The sequence below is a fragment of the Pseudomonas sp. LBUM1662 genome, from assembly GCF_059695915.1.
This window is the reverse complement of record NZ_CP166793.1, coordinates 4,011,499-4,031,936: the sequence shown is the minus strand read 5'-3', so window position 1 is coordinate 4,031,936 and position 20,438 is coordinate 4,011,499. Positions and strand designations below refer to the sequence as shown.

Annotated in this window: 21 protein-coding genes, 1 tRNA gene and 1 pseudogene; 11 read left to right on the top strand and 12 right to left on the bottom strand. The window is 60.5% G+C overall.

Features of this window, described 5'->3' with window-relative positions; translation table 11 throughout:
* Positions 1-14 precede the first annotated feature (14 nt).
* Entirely contained in the window at positions 15-437 is a 423-nt protein-coding gene (locus tag ACA049_RS18020; RefSeq protein WP_497328610.1) for a hypothetical protein, read from the top strand.
* Positions 438-485: 48 nt separating this feature from the next.
* A pseudogene (gene gpJ / locus ACA049_RS18015) lies at positions 486-888 on the top strand (TipJ family phage tail tip protein); the annotation flags it as partial.
* A gap of 78 nt (positions 889-966) precedes the next feature.
* Here gpJ and ACA049_RS18010 read toward each other — a convergent pair.
* Positions 967-1,054: transfer RNA gene (locus ACA049_RS18010), tRNA-Ser, on the bottom strand.
* A 123-nt stretch (positions 1,055-1,177) separates the two neighbouring features.
* Here ACA049_RS18010 and ACA049_RS18005 point away from each other — a divergent pair.
* Positions 1,178-1,849 carry a Bax inhibitor-1/YccA family protein gene (locus tag ACA049_RS18005; protein WP_007915443.1) on the top strand — a complete coding sequence of 224 codons (672 nt, stop codon included), beginning with the start codon at positions 1,178-1,180 and terminating at the stop codon, positions 1,847-1,849.
* 59 nt (positions 1,850-1,908) lie between these two features.
* Here ACA049_RS18005 and ACA049_RS18000 read toward each other — a convergent pair whose 3' ends face one another.
* On the bottom strand, positions 1,909-2,238 hold the full coding sequence (locus ACA049_RS18000; RefSeq protein ID WP_497328609.1) for a YceK/YidQ family lipoprotein: 330 nt from the start codon (positions 2,236-2,238) through the stop codon (positions 1,909-1,911).
* A 57-nt stretch (positions 2,239-2,295) separates the two neighbouring features.
* Entirely contained in the window at positions 2,296-2,733 is a 438-nt protein-coding gene (locus ACA049_RS17995) for an Lrp/AsnC family transcriptional regulator (protein ID WP_054046539.1), read from the bottom strand.
* A 134-nt stretch (positions 2,734-2,867) separates the two neighbouring features.
* Between ACA049_RS17995 and ACA049_RS17990 the strand changes: the two genes are divergently transcribed.
* Positions 2,868-3,761, top strand: a complete 894-nt coding sequence (locus tag ACA049_RS17990) for a DMT family transporter (protein WP_497328608.1) — start codon at positions 2,868-2,870, stop codon at positions 3,759-3,761.
* On the opposite strand, the gene ACA049_RS17985 is transcribed toward ACA049_RS17990, so the two are convergent.
* Both ACA049_RS17985 and ACA049_RS17980 read right to left on the bottom strand, forming a co-directional pair.
* Positions 3,762-4,781, bottom strand: a complete 1,020-nt coding sequence (locus ACA049_RS17985) for an FUSC family protein (protein WP_497328607.1) — start codon at positions 4,779-4,781, stop codon at positions 3,762-3,764.
* Between the two features lie 68 nt (positions 4,782-4,849).
* On the bottom strand, positions 4,850-6,475 hold the full coding sequence (locus ACA049_RS17980) for an NADP-dependent glyceraldehyde-3-phosphate dehydrogenase (protein WP_497328606.1): 1,626 nt from the start codon (positions 6,473-6,475) through the stop codon (positions 4,850-4,852).
* Between the two features lie 310 nt (positions 6,476-6,785).
* Here ACA049_RS17980 and ACA049_RS17975 point away from each other — a divergent pair, with 310 nt between their 5' ends.
* The 3 genes from ACA049_RS17975 (at position 6,786) to ACA049_RS17965 (ending at position 9,824) form a co-directional block, all read left to right on the top strand.
* On the top strand, positions 6,786-7,127 hold the full coding sequence (locus ACA049_RS17975; RefSeq protein WP_497336903.1) for a c-type cytochrome: 342 nt from the start codon (positions 6,786-6,788) through the stop codon (positions 7,125-7,127).
* 19 nt (positions 7,128-7,146) lie between these two features.
* Positions 7,147-8,541 (top strand): D-arabinono-1,4-lactone oxidase, encoded by a 1,395-nt coding sequence (locus ACA049_RS17970; RefSeq protein ID WP_497328605.1) that lies wholly within the window; start codon positions 7,147-7,149, stop codon positions 8,539-8,541.
* Positions 8,542-8,615: 74 nt separating this feature from the next.
* Positions 8,616-9,824, top strand: coding sequence for a DSD1 family PLP-dependent enzyme (locus ACA049_RS17965; RefSeq protein WP_497336901.1), 1,209 nt, complete (start codon positions 8,616-8,618; stop codon positions 9,822-9,824).
* A gap of 182 nt (positions 9,825-10,006) precedes the next feature.
* On the opposite strand, the gene ACA049_RS17960 is transcribed toward ACA049_RS17965, so the two are convergent.
* On the bottom strand, positions 10,007-10,951 hold the full coding sequence (locus ACA049_RS17960; protein ID WP_497328604.1) for a SphA family protein: 945 nt from the start codon (positions 10,949-10,951) through the stop codon (positions 10,007-10,009).
* A 207-nt stretch (positions 10,952-11,158) separates the two neighbouring features.
* Here ACA049_RS17960 and ACA049_RS17955 point away from each other — a divergent pair, with 207 nt between their 5' ends.
* From ACA049_RS17955 to ACA049_RS17940, 4 genes are all read left to right on the top strand, one after another.
* Positions 11,159-12,214 (top strand): AraC family transcriptional regulator, encoded by a 1,056-nt coding sequence (locus ACA049_RS17955; protein WP_497328603.1) that lies wholly within the window; start codon positions 11,159-11,161, stop codon positions 12,212-12,214.
* 204 nt (positions 12,215-12,418) lie between these two features.
* A complete protein-coding gene (locus ACA049_RS17950) occupies positions 12,419-13,306 on the top strand; it encodes a Dyp-type peroxidase (RefSeq protein WP_497328602.1) in 888 nt (295 codons plus the stop codon).
* Between the two features lie 16 nt (positions 13,307-13,322).
* The gene (locus ACA049_RS17945) at positions 13,323-14,291 is read left to right on the top strand and encodes a Gfo/Idh/MocA family protein (RefSeq protein WP_497328601.1); all 969 of its coding nucleotides are present in this window, start codon (positions 13,323-13,325) and stop codon (positions 14,289-14,291) included.
* A gap of 153 nt (positions 14,292-14,444) precedes the next feature.
* Positions 14,445-15,038, top strand: coding sequence for a DinB family protein (locus ACA049_RS17940; protein WP_497328600.1), 594 nt, complete (start codon positions 14,445-14,447; stop codon positions 15,036-15,038).
* Here the strand turns inward: ACA049_RS17940 and ACA049_RS17935 are convergent.
* The 6 genes from ACA049_RS17935 to ACA049_RS17910 all read right to left on the bottom strand — a co-directional run bounded on the left by ACA049_RS17935 (position 14,959) and on the right by ACA049_RS17910 (position 20,338).
* Positions 14,959-15,879, bottom strand: a complete 921-nt coding sequence (locus ACA049_RS17935) for a LysR substrate-binding domain-containing protein (protein ID WP_497328599.1) — start codon at positions 15,877-15,879, stop codon at positions 14,959-14,961. The genes ACA049_RS17940 and ACA049_RS17935 overlap by 80 nt on opposite strands.
* 149 nt (positions 15,880-16,028) lie before the next feature.
* Positions 16,029-17,231: a CaiB/BaiF CoA transferase family protein gene (locus ACA049_RS17930; RefSeq protein WP_497328598.1), complete on the bottom strand. Its 1,203-nt coding sequence runs from the start codon at positions 17,229-17,231 to the stop codon at positions 16,029-16,031.
* A 19-nt stretch (positions 17,232-17,250) separates the two neighbouring features.
* Positions 17,251-18,057 carry an enoyl-CoA hydratase/isomerase family protein gene (locus ACA049_RS17925; protein ID WP_497328597.1) on the bottom strand — a complete coding sequence of 269 codons (807 nt, stop codon included), beginning with the start codon at positions 18,055-18,057 and terminating at the stop codon, positions 17,251-17,253.
* 10 nt (positions 18,058-18,067) lie between these two features.
* On the bottom strand, positions 18,068-18,832 hold the full coding sequence (locus tag ACA049_RS17920; protein WP_497328596.1) for an SDR family NAD(P)-dependent oxidoreductase: 765 nt from the start codon (positions 18,830-18,832) through the stop codon (positions 18,068-18,070).
* A gap of 4 nt (positions 18,833-18,836) precedes the next feature.
* Positions 18,837-19,982: a thiolase family protein gene (locus ACA049_RS17915; RefSeq protein ID WP_497328595.1), complete on the bottom strand. Its 1,146-nt coding sequence runs from the start codon at positions 19,980-19,982 to the stop codon at positions 18,837-18,839.
* Positions 19,979-20,338, bottom strand: a complete 360-nt coding sequence (locus ACA049_RS17910; RefSeq protein WP_497328594.1) for a Zn-ribbon domain-containing OB-fold protein — start codon at positions 20,336-20,338, stop codon at positions 19,979-19,981. The genes ACA049_RS17915 and ACA049_RS17910 overlap by 4 nt, the downstream gene beginning before the upstream one ends.
* Positions 20,339-20,438 lie beyond the last annotated feature (100 nt).

Below are 20,438 nucleotides of genomic sequence, written 5' to 3'. Positions count from 1 at the left end.
AATGAGGGAACGACATGCGGATTTTGATAGGCGCTGCGGCTGTGATGCTGTTGGCGGGGTGTTCGACATCACCAGTTCCTTCTTCCCAAGCATCGCAGGCACCAGCCCAGCAGCTTCTGAAATTTCAAAGCAAGCCTACGGGTAGCTTCGGAACAGTGCAGGTGATACGCGACTCGGGGCATACAGGTAGTTTCTGCTCGATGGCTGTCTTTATCGACGGTGAGAAGGTTGCTTTGCTTGACCCGGGGCAGAAAGCAGCATTTTTTGTACCGCCAGGTCCGTTGACTTTGGGTGCCGCATATTCTGGAGCAGGAATGTGTGGGATGGGCGCCGAGCGTATCGAGCGAGATGCGGTAGCAGCGCAAAACTCAGTGAAGAAGTACCGAGTGTTTACTGGTGGCGATGGGCAGATAGATATTTTGCCTACGACGCTGTGAGATTTAAAAACCGTCCGTGAGGCGGTTTTTTATTGCCTGGAGAAAAGCATGGGCGCAGCACAGCAGCTTGATATCTAAGGCGCAAGGGCGGATCGGACAAGCCGAAAACCCCAACCGTGGCACCCGACAGTCTGCGCTCGGTGGCCATGGCCAAGATTCTGATTGCTATCGGCGAGGGCGAGTTCGCAGAGAATCCGACCGCTCAGGACATCTATCTTGACAACACACCGCTGCAAGATCCCCAAGGCAATATGAACTTCCCCAACTTGAAGTAGGAGTTTCGCAACGGGTCGGTCGAGCAAGGCTACATCCAGGGCATCCCGTCGGTAGCGAACGAGTTGATGCCAGCGGCAACGTGAATGGCTATCGCATTGAATACAAGGTTGAGCTGGCTACCGATGGTGGCGCCTATCAGCAGGCGCTGAGCGAAGCCGTCGACGGTAAAAGAACACATGCCATGCGGCACTGATTTCTTCAAACCCCAGAAACGACAAAGCCCTGAATAATCAGGGCTTTGTCGTATCAAATATGGCGGAGGCGATGGGATTCGAACTCATGGACCTGTTACAGTCGACGGTTTTCAAGACCGTTGCCTTAAACCACTCGGCCACACCTCCGTTTGCGTTGCGGGCGCCATAATACCTGAATGAAACACACTGTCAAACTCTCTGCATGGCTTGTTACAGAGCGTCTGTTATGATCTTTGCGACTGAACGTTTCAAACCAACAGGAGTGTCGCCATGCGCGAACAGGATTACGCAGTTAATAACAGCGTGCAGGCTGAGCAGCTAGAGGTTAGCCGCGTCCTGCGCAACACATACGGCTTGCTCGCTCTCACCCTCGCATTCAGCGGCGTGATGGCGTTCGTGGCTCAGCAGATGCGTGTCGGCTACCCGAATATTTTCGTGGTGCTGATCGGTTTCTACGGGCTTTTCTTCCTTACCAACAAACTTCGTGACTCGGCCTGGGGCCTGGTGTCGGCATTTGCCCTGACCGGTTTCATGGGGTTCCTCCTCGGCCCGATCCTCAACCGCTACCTGGGCATGCAGGGCGGCGCTGAAGTCGTCAGTTCGGCTTTCGCGATGACCGCGCTGGTGTTTGGTGGTCTGTCGGCTTACGTGCTGATCACCCGCAAGGACATGAGCTTCCTCGGTGGTTTCATCACGGCAGGCTTCTTCGTGCTGCTGGGCGCGACGCTGGCGAGCTTCTTCTTCCAGGTCAGCGGTCTGCAACTGGCGATCAGCGCAGGTTTCGTGCTGTTCTCCTCGGTCTGCATTCTGTTCCAGACCAGCGCCATCATTCACGGCGGCGAGCGTAACTACATCATGGCGACCATCAGCCTGTATGTATCGATCTACAACCTGTTTATCAGCTTGTTGCAGATCTTCGGCATCATGAGCCGCGATGATTAATCGCAGGCTTTAAGTAAAAAACCCGCTTCGGCGGGTTTTTTATTGCCTGAAATTCGGGCTCATTCCGTGACGATAATGCTGCCATCGGCCTGCTGGCGGTAGATGGTATAGGGCAGGAGCAACGTATCGAGGGCGCCGGAAATAACGACATCGATGAGGACAATGGCCGGAGCATTGCCATGCTCCTGTGCATCCCGTCCTTTTTCCAGGGGAGCATTGAGTATGCAGAAATCGTAGGTCACGCCGCTGTAGATGCGGGGAACGGCACCGCAGTAACTTTTGTGCTCCTTGAGACTTTTCGAAGCCACTTCATCGCCGCGAACCACTGTTTGAACCGTGCCGCAACCCGCCAGCATGACTGCCGCGAGTAAAACCACCTGAATTTTCATACCGCCAATCCTTCGCCGGAAAACTGTCAATTTACGCGTTTCCTGGCAAAACCGCACTCATGCCATCGGTGGCAAGCGGCGTTTGACCGGGGTTTTCTTGACGATGGCGGTGTTGGTTTCGGCGTGGGTGTTGAGGCGATCGAGCAGGGTGTCCAGTTGTTCCATCGAGCGCACATGCAGGCGCGCGATGAAGCAGTCGTCACCGGTGACTTTGTCGCACTCGGTGAATTCGGGGATGGCCTGAATCTGCCGCTCGACTTCCTGCAACTGGCCCGGCAGCGGGCGGATCCGTACGATGGCCTGGAGTTGATAGCCGAAGCACTTGGGGTCGATTTCGACGGTGTAACCTTTAAGCACCCCACGCTCTTCGAGTCGACGCAGGCGTTCGGCAACACTGGGCGAGGACAGGCCGCTGATCTGTGCCAGGGCCTTGAGCGAACGGCGTGAATCTTCCATTAATGCGCTGATGAGCACTTGGTCGATGTCGTCGGTCATGGAAATCCCCTGTTAGGCAGTTGACGGAATACGCCTTGATAAAAAAGGCAGAAGGCGAGTTTAGCCTGCTTTTTGCGCTGGAGAAGCCCTTCGGTGGATTGGCATAATTTGGGCTCAATCACAGGAGTCTGATGATGGACAAAACCATACGTCGCGGTTCTTTCGAAATGACCGCCGCCATGCTGATTTCCGGGACCATCGGTTGGTTTGTGCTGGTGTCCGGGCAGCCCGTGCTGGACGTGGTGTTCTGGCGGTGCGTGTTCGGCGCCGGCACGCTGTTGCTGATCTGCGCGGCATTCGGCTTTCTGCGCCCGGGCATCCTGACCCGCACCACCTTCCTGCTGGCGGTGCTCAGCGGCGTGGCGATTGTCGGCAACTGGGTGTTGTTGTTCGCCTCTTATTCCCGTGCGTCGATTGCCATCGGAACGGCGGTTTATAACGTCCAGCCGTTCATGCTGGTCGGGTTGGCGGCGCTGTTCCTGGGCGAGAAAATCACCCTGCAGAAGCTGTTCTGGCTGGGAGTTTCGTTTCTCGGGATGCTGGCGATTGTCAGCGCGCATGGCGAGCAGGGCGCAGGAGGCAACGATTACCTGATGGGCATCGGCCTGGCGTTGGGCGCTGCGTTTCTGTATGCGATTGCGGCGTTGATCATCAAACACCTGACCGGCACGCCACCGCATTTGATTGCCCTGATCCAGGTCAGCACCGGCGTGCTGCTGCTCGCGCCATTTGCGCACTTTTCAGCGTTGCCGCAAGCGCCAAGTGCCTGGGCCAGTCTGGTGACGCTGGGCATTGTCCACACCGGCGTAATGTATGTGCTGCTGTACGGCGCGATTCAAAAACTGCCGACTGCACTGACCGGCGCGCTGTCGTTCATCTACCCGATTGCAGCAATTTTTGTTGACTGGTTTGCCTTCGGCCATCGCCTGGAGCCGCTGCAATGGATCGGTGTTGCCGCGATTCTGCTGGCCGCCGCTGGCATGCAGCAGGGCTGGGGCCTGAAGCTTCGCCGGGCAGTCACACAATAATCAGATGTTCCAACGCGGTGCTGTCTTGGCCAGTCGCTGGCGCATCTCGCCGATGTTCGACGCGAACTGGCGGATCAACAACCGATAGCCGTCCAGCGCGTTGTAGACCGGCGCGTCAAGACTTGAATCAACCGGCACTTCGACGGGGCGACTGAGCCGCTGCGAGGCGCCGGTTTTCAACGCCCTGGCCATGCCGATCAGTTGCACGCGAATCTGCCGGTGTTCGGCTTTGAAACTCGATTGCAGATGCGCCATGGCGTCGCGGTCGTTGGCATCCGGCCGGGTGTTGCCGAGGATCTCCAGGGTGCTGACGCACATCCGCAAATTGCGCTGGATGGCATCGAGTTCGGTCATGGAAATCTTCACTTCCTTGGACACCGACGGCATCAGCGAACGCAGCTGCACCATCGCTGTGTTGAGGCGATTCATGATCTTCAGGTGTTCGTCATCGGAGACGGACTGACCCTCGATGATACGTCCGTAAATCGTCGCGCAATCGCGCAACGAGTTGGCCAGGTTGTAGCGCCAGGAATAAACCGCATACGACGGCAGCGCGAACGAAAAGGCCATGGCCAGGGCCACGCCAATCAGAATATCGACACCGCGCCACAGTCCGTCAGAGATCGGATTGTCGCCATGCCCGGCGACGATAAACACCGTGATCCCCGCCAGCAGCGCCGTGTAACCGCCCTTGCCGATGGCGTGATACGAGAAAAAACCGCACACCACCGACATCACAAAATAAGTCAGCCAAGGCATTCCGAGCCAGGCCTGTTGCGCCACCAACAACAAGCCGATCGTGGCGCCGATCAATGTGCCGACGGCGCGCTCGGCGGCCTTTTTGCCGATGTTGCCGTGGTGCTGCAAGCCGCCGATCACCACCAGCATCGTTACCGACGCCCACTCACCGTGAGGCAGGTTGATGCCGGTGGTCAGCATGATCGACGCCAGTAACCCCAGCGACACGCGGACCGCGTGGATCAGTTTGGCGTGGCGGTAGCGCCGGTACGGGTCCAGCAACGGACGCAGCAGCCGGCGCAGCAGTGGTGGCAGTCGATGGGCTCTGAACGTGTTCAGGCTCGGTGTCCTCAGAAGATGTAATCGGTGGTCAGGAAACTCGAACTGCGTCCGCTGATGATCTCGCTGATGAGTTCCTTGTTGGTTTCCTGGAATTTGGTCGCCACCAGCGTCCTGATCGAGAACACCCGCAACGCGTCATGCACCGACAGCGTGCCTTCGGCGGAATTCTTGCGGCCGTTGAACGGGTAGGTGTCCGGGCCGCGCTGGCACTGGGCGTTGAGGTTGATCCGGCCGACCTGGTTGGCAAAAGTGTCCACCAGTCGACCGACCGCCACCGGGTTGGTGCCGAAGATACTCAACTGCTGGCCGAAGTCCGATTCCAGGACGTAGTCGATCACTGTATCCAGATGCCGGTAAGGCACGATCGGCACCACTGGGCCGAACTGTTCTTCCTGGTAGACGCGCATCTGCGGCGTCACCGGGAACAGCACGGCCGGGTAGAAGAACGACGCCCGCGCTTCACCGCCATTCGGGTTCACGACCTTGGCGCCTTTGCTGACCGCATCGGCGACCAGCGAGTGCAGGTAATCGACCTTGCTCGCTTCCGGCAGCGGCGTCAGCGCCACGCCGCTTTCCCACGGCATGCCCGGTTTCAGGGTGGCCAGTTTGGCGTTGAATTTCTCGATGAACGATTCGACCACGTCTTCATGGACGAAGAGGATTTTTAGGGCGGTGCAACGCTGGCCGTTGAACGACAGCGAGCCGGTCACCGCTTCGTTGACCGCGTTGTCCAGATCGACCTCCGGCAGCACGATGCCCGGGTTCTTCGCATCCAGGCCCAGCGCCGCGCGCAAGCGGTGGGGTTTCGGGTGGAGTTTTTTCAGGTCGCTGGCGGCTTTGTTGGTGCCGATAAACGCGAAGATATCGATCTTGCCGCTGGCCATCAGCGCGCTGACGGTCTCGCGGCCGCTGCCGTAGATCACGTTGATCACCCCGGCCGGGAAGCTGTCGCGGAAGGCTTCCAGCAGCGGACGAATCAACAGCACACCCAGCTTGGCCGGCTTGAACACCACGGTGTTGCCCATGATCAGCGCCGGAATCAGCGTGGTGAAGGTTTCGTTCAGCGGGTAGTTGTAAGGGCCCATGCACAAGGCGACGCCCAGTGGAACGCGGCGGATCTGCCCGAGGGTGTCCTGTTCCAGCTCGAAGCGGCTGGAGCGGCGGTCGAGTTCCTTGAGGGCGTTGATGGTGTCGACGATGTAATCGCAGGTGCGGTCGAACTCTTTTTCCGAGTCCTTGAGGTTCTTGCCGATCTCCCACATCAGCAGCTTGACCACCGCCTCACGCTGTTCGCGCATGTGGCCCAGGAACGTTTCGACGTGCTGGATGCGTTCGGCCACGCGCATGGTCGGCCACAGCCCCTGGCCCCGGTCATAGGCGCGGACGGCGGCGTCGAGTGCGGTCAATGCGGTTTCAGCGTCGAGCAGTGGCGTGCTGCCTAGGATCACTTGTTCGTCGCCGTTTTCGCCGGTCAGGTACACCGGGCTGCGGACCTGGGCGAGGGGGCCGGACCAGGTTTTCAGTTCGCCATCGACCAGGTATTCACGCTGCTCGGTCTGGCCGTCGAGGCGGTATTTTTCCGGGATGTCGCTTGAGTCGGGAAACAGGTTGCCAAGGATATGTGCTGTGGTCATGTCGCTACCCCGTCTGGAATGGGTGATGAACTGATGAATCGTTTTAGCAGACCTCGGCCTCGCTTGTCATGACTCATCTCATCGTTCGGCGATTCAGGGTTTTCGATTGTGCAACTGCAGTCACCTTCGGTCATGGCCTCAGATGCCCCCCTTGTTGGCCCCCAATGCCCTCAACCCGTGCGCGTCGGTGCCTTAGTGTTGACCTGTGCCTGATCACAATAAAAAAGGTGCTCCCGCGAGGGATGCCAACGAGAGGACAACCATGCGGGCCAGTCGAGTCTCTGAAAAGCCTAGCCTTTGTTTGGCGTTGATGGGCGGCGTCTTCGCCGCGCTGCTCAGCGGTTGTGGCGATGAGCCGAAAAGCCCGGCCACCCACAACGAAGCGGCCGCCTCCATGCCTGCCGACGCCGCACTGGCGCAGGTCTACGACAACAGTTGCAAGCTCTGCCACGCCAACCCGGCGGCCGGCGCGCCGATGACCGGCGACATAAAAGCCTGGGAGCCGCGGGTGCAGCAGGGCGCCGACACGCTGCTCGACCATGCGATCAACGGTTACAACGGCATGCCGCCGATGGGGATGTGCATGCAGTGTTCGCAGGAAGAGTTCATGGCGCTGATTGCCTTTATGTCCGGCCAGACCATCCCACAATAAGAACGGCAGGGTGCGATTCATGACGATGGACTTAACACGGCGTCAGTTGCTGCAACGGGCAAGTGTCATTGGCGCCTTCACCGCGCTGGGCTCAACCTCCGCGTTGGCCGAGTTCCTCCGTGCACCGCGGCTGATTCCCTGGCGCAACTGGTCCGGCGGCCAGAGTTGCCTGCCGGCCGCGCGTCTGGCGCCCAAGACTTTGGACGAGCTGACTCAGGTGATCCGCCAGGCCCCGGGCAAGGTTCGTCCGGTCGGCTCGGCGCATTCCTTCAGCGCATTGGTGCCGACTGACGGCACGTTGCTGTCCCTGAGCTATTTCACCGGGCTGCTCGATCACGATGCCCAAACCCTGCAGGCCGAATTCGCCGCCGGCACACCGATGTCGCGCATGGGCACGCCGCTCAAGGACATCGGCCAGGCCCTGCAGAACATGGCCGATATCGATTACCAGACCCTGGCCGGCGCGATCGCCACCTCGACCCATGGCACCGGCAAAAACTTTCAGTCCTATTCGGCCCACGTCTGCGGCCTGCAACTGGTGAACGCCAACGGTGAAGTGCTGGACTGCGACAGCACGCGCCATCCCGAGGTATTCAGCGCTGCGCGGGTGTCCCTCGGCGCGCTCGGCGTGGCCACCAAAGTGCGGCTGCAAAACCGCCCGGCGTATCGCTTGCGGGAGCGCCAATGGATCGCCAAGACCGAAGAGCTGCTCGAAGACCTCGACAAGAACACCCGGGAAAACCAGCACTGGGAAATGCTCGTGGTGACCCATTCCGACTACGCCTTGTCGATCGCCCTCAACGAAACCACCGACCCGGCCACACCGCCGATCCCGCCGGATGAAGAGGGCGGCAACGAGTTCGTGACGCTGATCGAGAAGATCGACAAATACGCCAGCGACTTCCCCGATCTGCGCCGCACGATGCTCAACAACCTGCGTCACCTGGCCAGTTTTGATGACCGGGTGGGCGACTCGTTCGACATCTACGCCAACGTGCGCACGGTGCGATTCAACGAGATGGAGTATTCAGTGCCAGCGGAGCACGGCCCGGCCTGCTTGCGCGAGATTCTGAAGCTGATTCAGGACAAGGACCTGCGCACCTGGTTTCCCATCGAATACCGCTATGTCAAAGCCGATGACATTCCGTTGAGCATGTTTGAAGGCCGCGACAGTTGCTCGATCTCGGTCCATCAGCATTACCAGATGGATCACCACAACTTCTTCGCCGCCATCGAGCCGATTTTCTGGAAGTACAACGGCCGGCCCCATTGGGGCAAGTTGCACACGCTCAACGCGAAAAGCCTGCAACCGTTGTACCCGCGCTGGCAGGAATTCATTCAGGTTCGACAGGAACTCGACCCCAGCGGCAAATTTCTCAACGCGCATTTATCGTCGATTCTGGGGGTGAGCTGATGGCCGTCAATCGTCGTAATTTTCTGCTCGGAACCGTCGGTGTCGGCGCCTTGATGGCGGGGGTTGGCGCGTGGCTGCGACCGGGGGACCGGGGCGGTCCGTACAGCGACTATTTCCGCGCGCTGAACGATGAACTCAAGGCCTACGGGCCGATGCGGCCGGTGATGCTGATCGACCTGGATCGGCTCGACCACAACATCGATGTCGTGATGCTGTCGGTGAAGCGCGGTGGCAAGAACCTGCGTCTGGTGGAGAAATCACTGCCATCGCCGGGGCTGCTCAGGTATATCGCTAAGCGCACCGGCAGCCAGCGCTTGATGTCGTTTCATCAGCCGTTTCTCAACCATGACGCGGTGCAGTTTCCCCAGGCCGATATTTTGTTGGGCAAGCCGCTGCCGGTGCGTTCGGCCGAGTTGTTTTACACCTCGCACACCGGGCCGTTCGACCCGTCGAAGCAATTGCAATGGCTGCTCGATACGCCGGAACGCTTGCAGCAGTACCTTGCATTGGCCAAGGGTTTGGGCACGCGATTGCGGGTGAACATTGAACTGGACGTGGGTTTGCATCGCGGCGGTGTGGGTGATCTGACAGTGCTCGGGCAGATGCTGACGCTGATCAGCGCGAACCCGCAGCACCTGGAGTTCGCCGGGTTCATGGGCTACGACCCGTTCGTGGGCATGGGTGTGCCGGGGATTCTGGGTTCGCCCGAGGAACTGTTCGCCAAGGTCATGCTGATTTACAACCGCTGCGTCGACTTCACCCGTCAGCAATACCCGGGGTTATGGCGTGAAGGGCTGACGCTCAATACCGCCGGCAGCCCGAGTTATCGCATGCACGAACAGGAAAGCCTGAGCAGCGAAGTGTCGGTGGGCACGGCGATGCTCAAGCCGACGCACTACGATTTGCCGTCGCTAATCGAACATGTGCCGGCGGCGTTTATCGCGACACCGGTGTTGAAAAGCACTGGCCCGGTGAACATTCCGGCGCTGGATGACAAGTCGAGATTGTTTTCGTGGTGGGACGTTAATCAGCGCGAGACGTTCTTTATCTATGGCGGTAACTGGATGGCGGAGTTTGAATCGCCACAGGGTTTGCAGAGCAATGGGGTGTATGGCCGCAGCTCGAATCAGGAGATGGTCAATGGTTCGGCGGCGGTGGGGCTCAGGGTTGAGGATCAGGTGTTTTTACGGCCGACCCAGACCGAGTCGGTGTTGTTGCAGTTTGGGGATTTGTTGGCAGTTCGGGGCGGACGAATCGTCGACGCCTGGCCCGTCTACACCTGACCCCCCCTCGACCCCCCCAACACCCAAACCCAAACCCGTCCCCCAACCCCAATGTAGGAGCTGTCGAGTGAAACGAGGCTGCGATCTTTTGATCTTGCTTTTAAAAAGATCAAGATCAAAAGATCGCAGCCTCGTTTCAATCGACAGCTCCTACACAGCTCCTACAGGGGCGGGGGTGTTAGTCAGAACGCATACGGAATACTGACTTTGGCCCAAAGCATCTCGCCCTCAGGCCGGTTCTCCACATCGAATTCCTTGGCCCAGCGTATCTCCGCGCTGGCGTACTTCAAAAAGGTCAGGTGCAACGCCGGCCCGATCGCAAACACCTGCCCGCGCACGCCGTCATTCACGTCCTCGCCATTGAACTGCACGGTGTGGCCGAACTGTTTGTCGTCAGTGGTCTGCTTCAAGTAGTAGCCGTTCAGCCCCAGCATCAGGTTGTCGGTGATCTTGTAGCTCGCGGAATAATCGAAGTGAAAAATCTGCCCCGACTTGTAATCGGTGTCCTTGTTTTTTTCGTTGAAGCTGTACGTCGTCTTCATCGACACCTCGGTTCTTTCCGTCGGCAGCCAAGTGAAGGAAAACAGCGGTTTGTAGGTGTAGAAATTGTTGCTGGTGTTGGCCAGGCGATCGACGCTGTATTCGCCGGTGGGCACGGTGATTTCCACGGCAGCACCGAGGGTCAGGTTCTTGCCCATGTCCCAGAGAATGATCGGCGCGAAAGTGGTGTCGCCCATGCCTTCGCGGGTGTCCTGCAAGCCGAATACCGAGACTTCCTGTTTCAGCCACGGCTGCCCGATGTAGCCGGCCAGCCGCCCCCCGAAAACCCGCACAGGGCTGAGGTAATCCAGGCGCGGAACGACTGCCGTGGATTCGATCTCGACATTTGGCACCTTGCCGCCGAGTGAGCTGATGTTGAGCTTCGTGGATTTGTAGTGGTTGTAGTAGAGATTGAACACAACCATGTTGTCCGGAAGGCTGTCGACCTCCAGCGGCAGCATGAAGAAACCGTCGGTGCCTGGGCCGATGTTGTCGACGCCGGCCTCGGTGGCCAGGGCTGGTTGAATGGCGCAGACGCCGGCCATGCTCAGGGCCAGCAGGGGAAATCTCGTGCGGGTCGGGTTCATGTGTGTACTCATTATTATTGTTAGCGGGCGAACCGGCGGCCACACGCAGGCCGCCCCATAGAAATAAGCTGTCTGCGCCATACGGGGCAGGGTATTGGCGGCCATTAGGGGGACTTCTGCGGACAGGCTTTAAACCCTGTGCTACTTTCTTTCGACATAACCGGTAACAAAAATAAGAATGCAGCCTGATCCGGAATGTCTAGCCCCATGCAGATGAAAGTTATCGATCCCACCTTTGAACTGGCGCTGGTGTCGCCATTTCTGCTGCAAACCCTGGCCGAAGTCGCCGAGCAAAAAGGCGTCGATCCCGACAGCCTTTGTCGAGGCCTGGGTTTTACCCTTGAAGACCTTCAGGACCCGGCGCAACGCATTTCCTATCGGCAAGCCGTGGCCATGATTCAGCGCGCCCTCAAGGTCTTGCCCAATCAGGGGCTGGGTTTGTGGGTGGGCGCGCAGAATGTGCTGGGCACGCTCGGGTTGCTCGGGCATGTGCTGTCGTTGTGCAAGACCTTGCGCGATGCCTTTGCGCTGGGCATTCGGCATCAGCACACCTCGGGTGGCATCGTAGTGTCGAGCGTGGAGGAGGCGGGCGATCGGGTGTTTGTCGACGTCGAATGCCGCTTGCCGTTCGCTGACGTGCAGTTGTTTGCGGTCGAGGAGTTTTTCGCCAGCCTGTTGGTGTACGGCCGGGCGCTGGCGGGCGCCGATTTCAAGCCAATGGCGGTGGAATTCATGCACGCGGCGCCAGACTATCTCAGCGAATACCAGCGGCTGTTGGGGCCGGACGTGCGTTTCGGTTGCCGGCAAAACCGCATGGTGATCGCCGCCCATTGGCTGGACGTGCACCTGCCCAATCACCATTCCCTGGCGTTGCGTCAGGCGGTCAAATTGCTTGAGCTGGAAGCCGCGCAGGTTCATCAGAAGATGGACTTGATCCAGGCGGTGGAGCGGGCGATTTCCCGGGACTTGACCGAGGGCAGTCACATCGAGAAGATCGCCAGCGACCTAAACATGAGCAGCCGCACCTTGCGCCGCCGTTTGACCGAACACGCGCTGACCTTCGAGACGCTGCTGGAGCAAGTACGCCAGGCCCGCACCCTGAGTCTGCTGGCCAACCCGAACCTGTCTATCGAGCGCATCACCGAAGAAGTCGGCTACAGCGACGTGCGCAGCTTTCGCCGGGCGTTCAAGCGCTGGACCGGCATGAGCCCGAGCGCGTTTCGCAACGAACCCCCACTCTCACTAACAACCAATCCCTGGTAGCAGCTGCCGAGCAGCGCGAGGCTGCGTTCGGCTGCGAAGCAGTCGTAAACCCTATGTGCAAAGTATTCCTGACGCACCGCAGTGCCTGATTTCACGACTGCTGCGCAGCCGAACGCAGCCTCGCGCTACTCGGCAGCTGCTACGGGGAGTGCACACAAAGGCTCATCCCCGGTTAAACTCCGCGCTCTTTTTCAAGGAGTTCATATGAGTTACTACCAGCCGGGCATTCTCGCCACCCCCGTTCCGCCTCAAGCCCGTCATATGTTCTTCGCCCTCGAGTCCGCCGAAGCCTTGCCGGCCGCGCTCGATAACTTGATGCAGCTGGTGGATGGAAAGTCGGTGGTAGTTGGCTTTGGTGAATCCCTGGTCAAGGCGCTGCACGCGCAGATCGATGGCTTGCGACCGTTTCCGGCGCTGACCGGTGTCGGCGTCGATAACCCGTCGACCCAACACGCACTCTGGTGCTGGTTGCACGGCGTCGACCGTGGTGAGTTGCTCAATCGCAGCCACGCCATCGAAGCCGCACTGGCACCAGCGCTGCGCCTGGTACAGACGAACGAAACCTTCCGCCACATAACCGGCCACGACCTGACCGGCTACGAAGACGGCACCGAAAACCCGCACGACGAAGCCGCCGTGGCCGCTGCGCTGTTGGGCGAAGGCGCTGAAGGCCTGGTCGGTGGCAGCTTCGCCGCGATCCAGCAGTGGCAGCATGACCTGAAGGGTTTCCACGCGATGCCGTCCCATGAAAAGGACAACATCATGGGCCGTCGCTTGAGCGATAACGAAGAGCTGGATGATGCGCCGATTTCCGCCCACGTCAAACGCACCGCCCAGGAAAGCTTCGCCCCCGAAGCGTTCGTGGTCCGTCGCTCGATGCCGTGGATCGAAGGTGATCGCGCCGGCCTGATGTTCCTGGCGTTCGGTTTTTCCCTCGATGCTTTCGAAGCTCAGCTGCGACGCATGTGCGGGCTGGAAGACGGCATCACCGACGGTTTGTATCGCATCAGCCGCCCGATCACTGGCGGCTACTACTGGTGCCCGCCGCTCAAGGACGGTCATCTGGACCTGCGCGCGTTGCGCATCGGCTAAGGATCAAGGAGAGAACATGGACGTCGTACGCTGGGGCATGATCGGTTGTGGCAGTGTCGCTGAACGCAAGAGCGGACCGGCCTTTTACAATGCGCCCGGCTCGGCGCTGGTGGCGGTGATGGGGCGGCGTCTGGAAGCGGTCACCGACTACGCCGCACGCCACGGCATCGCCCGGGTCTACACCGACGCGCAAGCGCTGATCGATGATCCCGAGGTGGACGCGGTGTACATCGCCACGCCCCCCGACAGTCACCACACCTATAGCTTGATGGTCGCTGCGGCGGGCAAGCATTGCTGCGTCGAAAAACCGATGTCGCTGAATGCCGGGCAAAGCCGCGAGATGCAAAAGGTTTTTGCCGACGCCGGATTGCACCTGTTCGTGTCCTATTACCGACGCTCGCTGCCGCGTTTTCAGCAAGTGCGGCAGTGGCTGGAGGAGGGGCGGATCGGCGAGGTGCGGCATCTGACCTGGACGCTGACCAAAGCACCTTCGCCTAACGATCTGGGTGGCGTCGACAATTGGCGCACTGACCCGGTGATTGCCGGTGGTGGCTACTTTGCCGACCTGGCCAGCCATGGCTTGGACCTGTTCCAGTATCTGCTCGGCGATATCGTCGAAGTCGCCGGTTTCACCGCGCGGCAGGCGGGTTTGTATCCCGCCGAAGACGCCGTCAGCGCCAGTTGGCGGTTCGCTTCGGGGGCCCTGGGCATGGGCTGCTGGAATTTTGTGGCGGATCGCCGTGAAGACCGGGTCGAGCTGATCGGCAGCAGAGGTCGGATCAGTTTTTCAGTGTTCGATGAGTACCCGGTGCAACTTCAAGCCGATGAACAAATCAGCTTGCACATCGAGCATCACGAACACATTCAGTGGCATCACGTGCTGGGCATGAACGCTCACATCCGTGGCGAGTCGCAGCATCCGGCGGTAGCCGAACACGCGCTGAAAACCGATTGGGTGATGGACCAGATCCTCCAGCGCACCTGAAATCTCCCGAATTCACTCACGAAACGGGATTCGCCGGAGCCGCCGACCACCGAGAGGCGGCGTCGTGGCGAAGTGCCGGTTATCAGCCATTGCGATGCGGTCCGCCGAGCGGTCTATGCTTGCCAGTGCGCCCATCGTAATGGGAGAACTCTGATGATCAACGTACGCACTGCCCGCATGCTTGCCGATTACAAGCAATGGGCCGATCAGCGCCTCTTTGACAGCCTGGCCGCTTTACCACCGGGAGAGGTCAACAAAGAGCGTGTGTCGGTGTTCAAGAACATGATCGGCACCCTGAACCACATCTACGTCGTGGACTGCATCTGGCAGGCTCACCTCGAAGGCCGAGGGCACGGCTTCAAAACCTCACACGATCTGCTGCATCCCGACCTCGCTGATTTGCGCATGGCGCAAAAGGAGATCGATCACTGGTATTGCAACTGGAGCGCCCGGCAGACCGAAAGATCGCTGGATAAACCCGTCGAGTTCACGTTTGTCTCGGGCGAGAGCGGCACCATGAGCGCCGGGGCGATGCTGCTGCACGTGGTCAATCACGCCAGCTATCACCGTGGCTGGGTGATCCAGATGTACTTCGACATTCCCGCCATGCCACCGATGACCGACATGCCGATCTTCCTGCGCGAGACCGATCCGGATTTCAACTCGCTCAGAGCACCGGCAGTTCAGCCGACATGTGTTGGGCAATACGCGAGCGCAACCAACGTTCTGCCGGATCGTTATCGTTGACCCCGTTCCAGACCATGGACAGCTCGGACAGCACGATGTCAAACGGCGGGTCGTCGGCACGCAACTGGTTGCTGCCCTCGATCAGTGCACACGCCGCGTAGTCCGGCACCGTGGCCAGCATATCGGTGCCGGCCAGCAAGGCGCGCAGCCCGGAGAACTGCGGCACCGCCAGCACCACCCGACGCGAGCGGCCGATGCGCGCCAGATCGTTGTCGATGGCACCCGTCAAATCCCCGGAAAACGACACCAGCGCATGCGGACGTTCGCAATACTCATCCAGCGTCAGCGTGCCCGGACGGTTATCGCCACGCAGAATCTTCACGCTCAAATCCCGCAACTTCTTGCGCTTGGCATTCGCCGGCAGCTCGGTGGTGTAGCTGATCCCGACGGAAATCTCCCCGGAGGCGAGCATCGGTGACATCAACAGGTAATTCACCCGACGCACCACCACCACGACGTTCTGCGCCTCTTCGCGTATCTGCTTGAGTAGCGGAGGAAACAGACCGAACTCGGCGTCGTCGGACAGGCCAATGCGAAACACATCACGGCTGGTCGACGGATCGAAATCCTTGGCCCGGCTCACCGCACCGGAGATGGTGTCCATCGCCGGCTGCAACTCCTGAAGAATCGCCAACGCACGCTGGGTCGGCTCCAACACCCGGCCGTTGCGCACCAACAGCGGGTCGTCGAACAGATCGCGCAATTTGGCCAGAGATGCGCTGACAGCAGGTTGACCGAGGAACAGCTTCTCCCCGGCCCGGGTCAGGTTCTTCTCGAACATCAACGTTTCGAAAATCACCAACAGGTTCATGTCCACGCGGCGCAGGTCGTTGCGGTTCATGTCCGGGTACTCGCAGGGCTTTGGGGTCTTTTCAGTAAAGCACCAAACGGATCAAAAGATCGCAGCCTCGTTGCACTCGACAGCTCCTACACGGTTTCGCGTACACCTGTAGGAGCTGTCGAGTGCAACGAGGCTGCGATCTTTTGATCTTAAATAGGCGAACAACGCATTGCATTGGATGCCAGCAGCCCGGCAATTTCATCCTCGGAAAACGCAAACTCACGCAGCACTGAACACGAGTGCTGGCCATTGTCCGGCGCCGGTGCATACGGCGTCTGCGCCGCCTCCAGGCTGTTGACCGGAAACCCCGGCACCCGCACCACGCCATGCTGCGGGTGGTGCAGTTCCACCAGCATGCCGTTGCTGGCGATCTGCGGATGGGCCAGCACGTCGTTGTAATCGCTGACTTTCGAACAAAGGATGTCGGCCTCGCGCAGCACCTCAAGCCAATGCGCAACAGGCCGGGTGCGGAACACGTCGGTCAGTGCCGCGCACATGGCTTCACGGTGAATGACGCGTTGCGCCGAGCTGGCGAAGCGCGGGTCGTCGATCCACTCTGGATGCCCGAGCACACCACACAAGGTCGGCCAGCGATTGCCGTTGTACGCGGCGACCATCAGCCAGCCATCCGCCGCTTCAAAAGCTTCGTTGGGGGCGGAATAGGGCGCGGCGCTGCCGATGCGGGTTGGCAGTTTGCCGTCGCAGAGGAAGCTCGCCAGCGACGCCTGCTGCAGCGCCAGTGCCGAGTTCATCAGGCTGACGTCGAGGTGGCCGCCCAAACCATCCCTTTCCCGGGCATGCAGCTTGGCCAGCACGGCCATGCACGCCATGTAACCAGTGACGACATCGACCACCGGCGCTTGCACCTTGGACGGCGCCGAGTTCGGCGTGCCGATCAGGCTCATCAGGCCGGAATCGGCTTGCAGAATGCCGTCGACCCCCGCGCGGTCTGCATACGGACCTTCTTGTCCGTAAGCGGAAATCGAGCAGTAGATCAGGTCTGGTTTCAGCGCGGCCAGGTCCTCATAACCCAGCCCCAGTCGAGACATGACGCCGGGGCGCATACTTTCGACCAACACGTCGGCTTGCAGCACCAGGCGTTTGATCACCGCCGCACTGTCCGGGTGTTTCAGGTCCAGGCTCATTCCGAGTTTGCCGCGATTGAACGCGTGATACAGCGCGCTATCCTCGCCAACCCACGCCGGGCCGAGGGTGCGGCCCAACTCGCCTTCGTGGGATTCGATCTTGATCACCCGTGCGCCCATGTCGGCCATCAGCATGGTTGCCGTGGGGCCGGCGGCGATCTGGGTGAAATCGAGGACGGTCAGGCCGTCCAGAGCTGTGCGTAACATGTTCGCCTCCTCGGACTCTTCAGCGGCCCGTGTAATGCGGTGCGCGTTTTTCGGCAAACGCCTGCCGGCCTTCGAGGCGATCTTCGGTGTCGCGCAACACGCCCCAGTACAGTTCGGTCAACCGCTGGGCGTCGCTGTCGCTCAAGTGCGCGGTGCTGCGGGCCAGGGTTTGCAAGGCCTGGATCGCCAGTGGCGCCTGACGGGCAATCTGCTCGGCGAGGACCATCGCCCGTTGCAGCAGCGCTTCGTGACTGTCCAGACGCTCCGAAATCAGGCCGATGGCCTGGGCCTGCCACGCATCGATACGCGCCCCGGTCAGGGCCATTTGCATCGCGTGGGCGGGCGGCACAGCGCGCATCAAACGATGCAGACCACTGACCGCCGGAATCGAACCGACGGCCGCTTCCGGCAGACCGAACGTTGCGCTGGCGCTGGCAATGCGCAGGTCACATTGCAGCGCCAGTTCCAGACCGCCGCCCAGGCAATGACCATTGATGGCGGCAATCAGCGGCTTGTGCAGGTCGAGGTCGGCGAGGTCCATTTTGCGGATGTAGAGCCCGGCGTCTGCGGCGGGCTCGTTGGCCAAAAACAATGCCTCGGCGTACGAAGCTGACGAGGCGCGTGTACTTTTCAGGTCGGCGCCGACGCAAAACGCGCGATCACCGCTTCCAGTGATCACGGCTGCACGCAGTTCCTTGCGGTCGCGCACTTCACGCAGATGGCCGCGCAGGGCCTGGAGAGAATCCAGGTCCAGTGCGTTCAGCGCTTGCGGGCGATTAAGGGTGATCAGCGCCACGGCGCCGTGTATTTCCAGAGTGACTGACATGGCGTTCACCTCACACACTGGCCGAGGACAGACTGCGTCCGCCGCACACATACAGGGTTTGCCCGGTAACGTAGCTGCTGGCCGGGGCGAGGAAAAACTCCACGGCATTGGCGATGTCGTCCGGGGTGCCGATACGTTTTACCGGCACCGTGTCCTTGAGTTTTGCCTGCACCTCAGGCGCGAAACTCTGGAACAGCGGCGTGTCGACGATGCCGGGTGCGATGGCGTTGACGGTGATGCCCTTGGCTGCGAATTCGATGGCCAGGCTGCGGGTCAGGCTGACCACGCCACCCTTGGCCGCCGAGTAGTTGGCCTGGCCAAAACCGCCCAGCCAGGCCCGGGACGACATGTTGACGATGCGCCCGAAGCCTTTCTCCAGCATCAGCGCAAGGGCCGCTTTGCAGCAGAGAAATTGCGCCCGCAGGTTGGTGTCGACCACCAGGTCCCAGTCCTGTTCGGTCATGTTCAGGAAGCGTTTGTCGCGCACCACACCGGCGTTGTTCACCAGGAAATCCAGACGGCCATGGGCTTCGCGAATCTGCGCGAAAGCGGCGTTGACGGACTCGCCTTCGGTCAGGTCCAGCGCAATCCCGGCGACCTTCAAGTCCTCGGCGTGCAACGCGCTGACGCTGGCGTTCAGCGCCTGTTCGTCGCGATCCAGCAGGTAGACAAACACGCCCTGGTGCGCCAGTCGTTGGGCAATGCTCAGCCCGATACCGCGAGCGGCACCGGTGACCACGGCGACTTGGTCGACCGCAAAATTTTGATTGTTCATGGCTTCAGACTCCCAGGATGTGCACGGCCGACGCCGCGTGGTCGACCCCGGCGATGCCGCCGCCGGTGCATTGCGCCAGGCCCAGGCGCGGTGTGCCGGCTTGGCGGCTGCCGGCGCGGCCTTGCAACTGCCAGAGCAACTCGACCATTTGCGCGACACCGGTGGCGCCTAATGGATGCCCCTTGGCCAACAGGCCGCCGCTCGGATTGACCGGTACACGACCACCGAGTGAAGTAGCGCCCGAGTGCAACAGCGCGACCGCTTCGCCCGGTGCGGCCAGCCCCAGCGCTTCGTAATACAACAGTTCGGCGATGGTGAAGGCGTCGTGCAGCTCGACCACGCCGATATCGGCGGGTGCGACACCGGCCTGTTCATAGGCCAGGCGTGCGGCGCGTGCGGTGATTTCGGCATCGAGAATGTCTTCGTCACCGCTCTCGCGCAGGCCCGAGACAATGATCGAACCCAACACCTTGACGTCTTTGGCGTGAGGGCCGGGTTTGTTGCCGAGGACCAGCGCGGCGGCACCGTCCACTTGGGATGGGCAGCATTGCAACAGGGTCAGCGGGTCGGCAATCATGCGCGAGGCGAGCACTTCTTCGAGGCTGACTTCGGTGCGTTGCTGGGCGTATTCGTTGAGCGAACCGTGACGGCGATTCTTCACGGCTACAGCGGCCAGATCGGCAGGTTTGGCGTCACGCTCGTGGAGGAAGCGGGTGGCGCGCATGGCGTAGACCGCCGGCAGCACCATGCCGGCTGTGGCGTAGAGGTCGGTCATGCGGTCATTGCGCTGCATCGGGATCATGCCGCCGCCCAACGCGGTCAACTGCTCGATGCCGAACACCAGCACGCGTTCGTATTGACCGGCGAGCAAGGCGTGACGCGCCAGATGCACCGCCGTCGCGCCGCTGGCACAGGCGTTTTCGATGTTGTAGACAGGAATGCCTTTAAGGCCCAGATCGCGCACGATCACTTGCCCGAGAATCATCCCGCCCAGCACGTTGGCGCAGTAGACGGCCTGAATGTCGCCGAGTTGCAGACCTGCATCGGCCACTGCATCAAGGATCGCCCGTTGCGCCAGTTCCGGGGCCATGACACCGGGGTGACGGCCGAAGACGGTCATGGCGCCGCCCATTACATGCATCTGGCTCATGGACGGGCCTCCTGGGATTGGAACACGTAGCCGAAGGTGTCGTCGGCAATGACTCGGCATTTTTCGCCGATGGCGGGGATGCCGGGGCTGCCAATCAGGCGCCCGAACAAACGCACCGTGCCGGGCAGGTCGACATAAGCGAGTACGAACGGTGGCAGGCCGCTTTTCGGGCTCGGGTGCATGATGGTGAAGCTGTAGACCTGGCCTTCAACGTCGAGCACGGTGTCGTCGAACTGGCTGCTCAACGGAGACTCGGCCGGTACGCACGGGAAGAAAATTTCGCCGCTGTGATGATGGCGCGAGGCATGAAGACCGGGTGGCGTGGTAGGTGCCCAAATGGACGCGGAAAAACTCATGATGACCTCCTGTTGTTATGGGCTTGCGAACAAGCTCTGGAGGTCATGGTCGGGCAGGGCACAAGGCCCGACAAACGATATAAAAACCCGGTTTGGTTGA

Coding starts and splice junctions, on each gene's coding strand:
- ACA049_RS17945 (WP_497328601.1), top strand. CDS start 13,323: ATGGACGTCGTACGCTGGGGCATGATCGGTTGTGGCAGTGTCGCTGAA.
- ACA049_RS17990 (WP_497328608.1), top strand. CDS start 2,868: ATGGACAAAACCATACGTCGCGGTTCTTTCGAAATGACCGCCGCCATG.
- ACA049_RS17955 (WP_497328603.1), top strand. CDS start 11,159: ATGCAGATGAAAGTTATCGATCCCACCTTTGAACTGGCGCTGGTGTCG.
- ACA049_RS17995 (WP_054046539.1), bottom strand. CDS start 2,733: ATGACCGACGACATCGACCAAGTGCTCATCAGCGCATTAATGGAAGAT.
- ACA049_RS18000 (WP_497328609.1), bottom strand. CDS start 2,238: ATGAAAATTCAGGTGGTTTTACTCGCGGCAGTCATGCTGGCGGGTTGC.
- ACA049_RS17920 (WP_497328596.1), bottom strand. CDS start 18,832: ATGAACAATCAAAATTTTGCGGTCGACCAAGTCGCCGTGGTCACCGGT.
- ACA049_RS17915 (WP_497328595.1), bottom strand. CDS start 19,982: ATGAGCCAGATGCATGTAATGGGCGGCGCCATGACCGTCTTCGGCCGT.
- ACA049_RS17960 (WP_497328604.1), bottom strand. CDS start 10,951: ATGAACCCGACCCGCACGAGATTTCCCCTGCTGGCCCTGAGCATGGCC.
- ACA049_RS17980 (WP_497328606.1), bottom strand. CDS start 6,475: ATGACCACAGCACATATCCTTGGCAACCTGTTTCCCGACTCAAGCGAC.
- ACA049_RS17950 (WP_497328602.1), top strand. CDS start 12,419: ATGAGTTACTACCAGCCGGGCATTCTCGCCACCCCCGTTCCGCCTCAA.
- ACA049_RS17925 (WP_497328597.1), bottom strand. CDS start 18,057: ATGTCAGTCACTCTGGAAATACACGGCGCCGTGGCGCTGATCACCCTT.
- ACA049_RS18005 (WP_007915443.1), top strand. CDS start 1,178: ATGCGCGAACAGGATTACGCAGTTAATAACAGCGTGCAGGCTGAGCAG.
- ACA049_RS17935 (WP_497328599.1), bottom strand. CDS start 15,879: ATGAACCGCAACGACCTGCGCCGCGTGGACATGAACCTGTTGGTGATT.
- ACA049_RS17910 (WP_497328594.1), bottom strand. CDS start 20,338: ATGAGTTTTTCCGCGTCCATTTGGGCACCTACCACGCCACCCGGTCTT.
- ACA049_RS17930 (WP_497328598.1), bottom strand. CDS start 17,231: ATGTTACGCACAGCTCTGGACGGCCTGACCGTCCTCGATTTCACCCAG.
- ACA049_RS17940 (WP_497328600.1), top strand. CDS start 14,445: ATGATCAACGTACGCACTGCCCGCATGCTTGCCGATTACAAGCAATGG.
- ACA049_RS17975 (WP_497336903.1), top strand. CDS start 6,786: ATGGGCGGCGTCTTCGCCGCGCTGCTCAGCGGTTGTGGCGATGAGCCG.
- ACA049_RS17970 (WP_497328605.1), top strand. CDS start 7,147: ATGACGATGGACTTAACACGGCGTCAGTTGCTGCAACGGGCAAGTGTC.
- ACA049_RS18020 (WP_497328610.1), top strand. CDS start 15: ATGCGGATTTTGATAGGCGCTGCGGCTGTGATGCTGTTGGCGGGGTGT.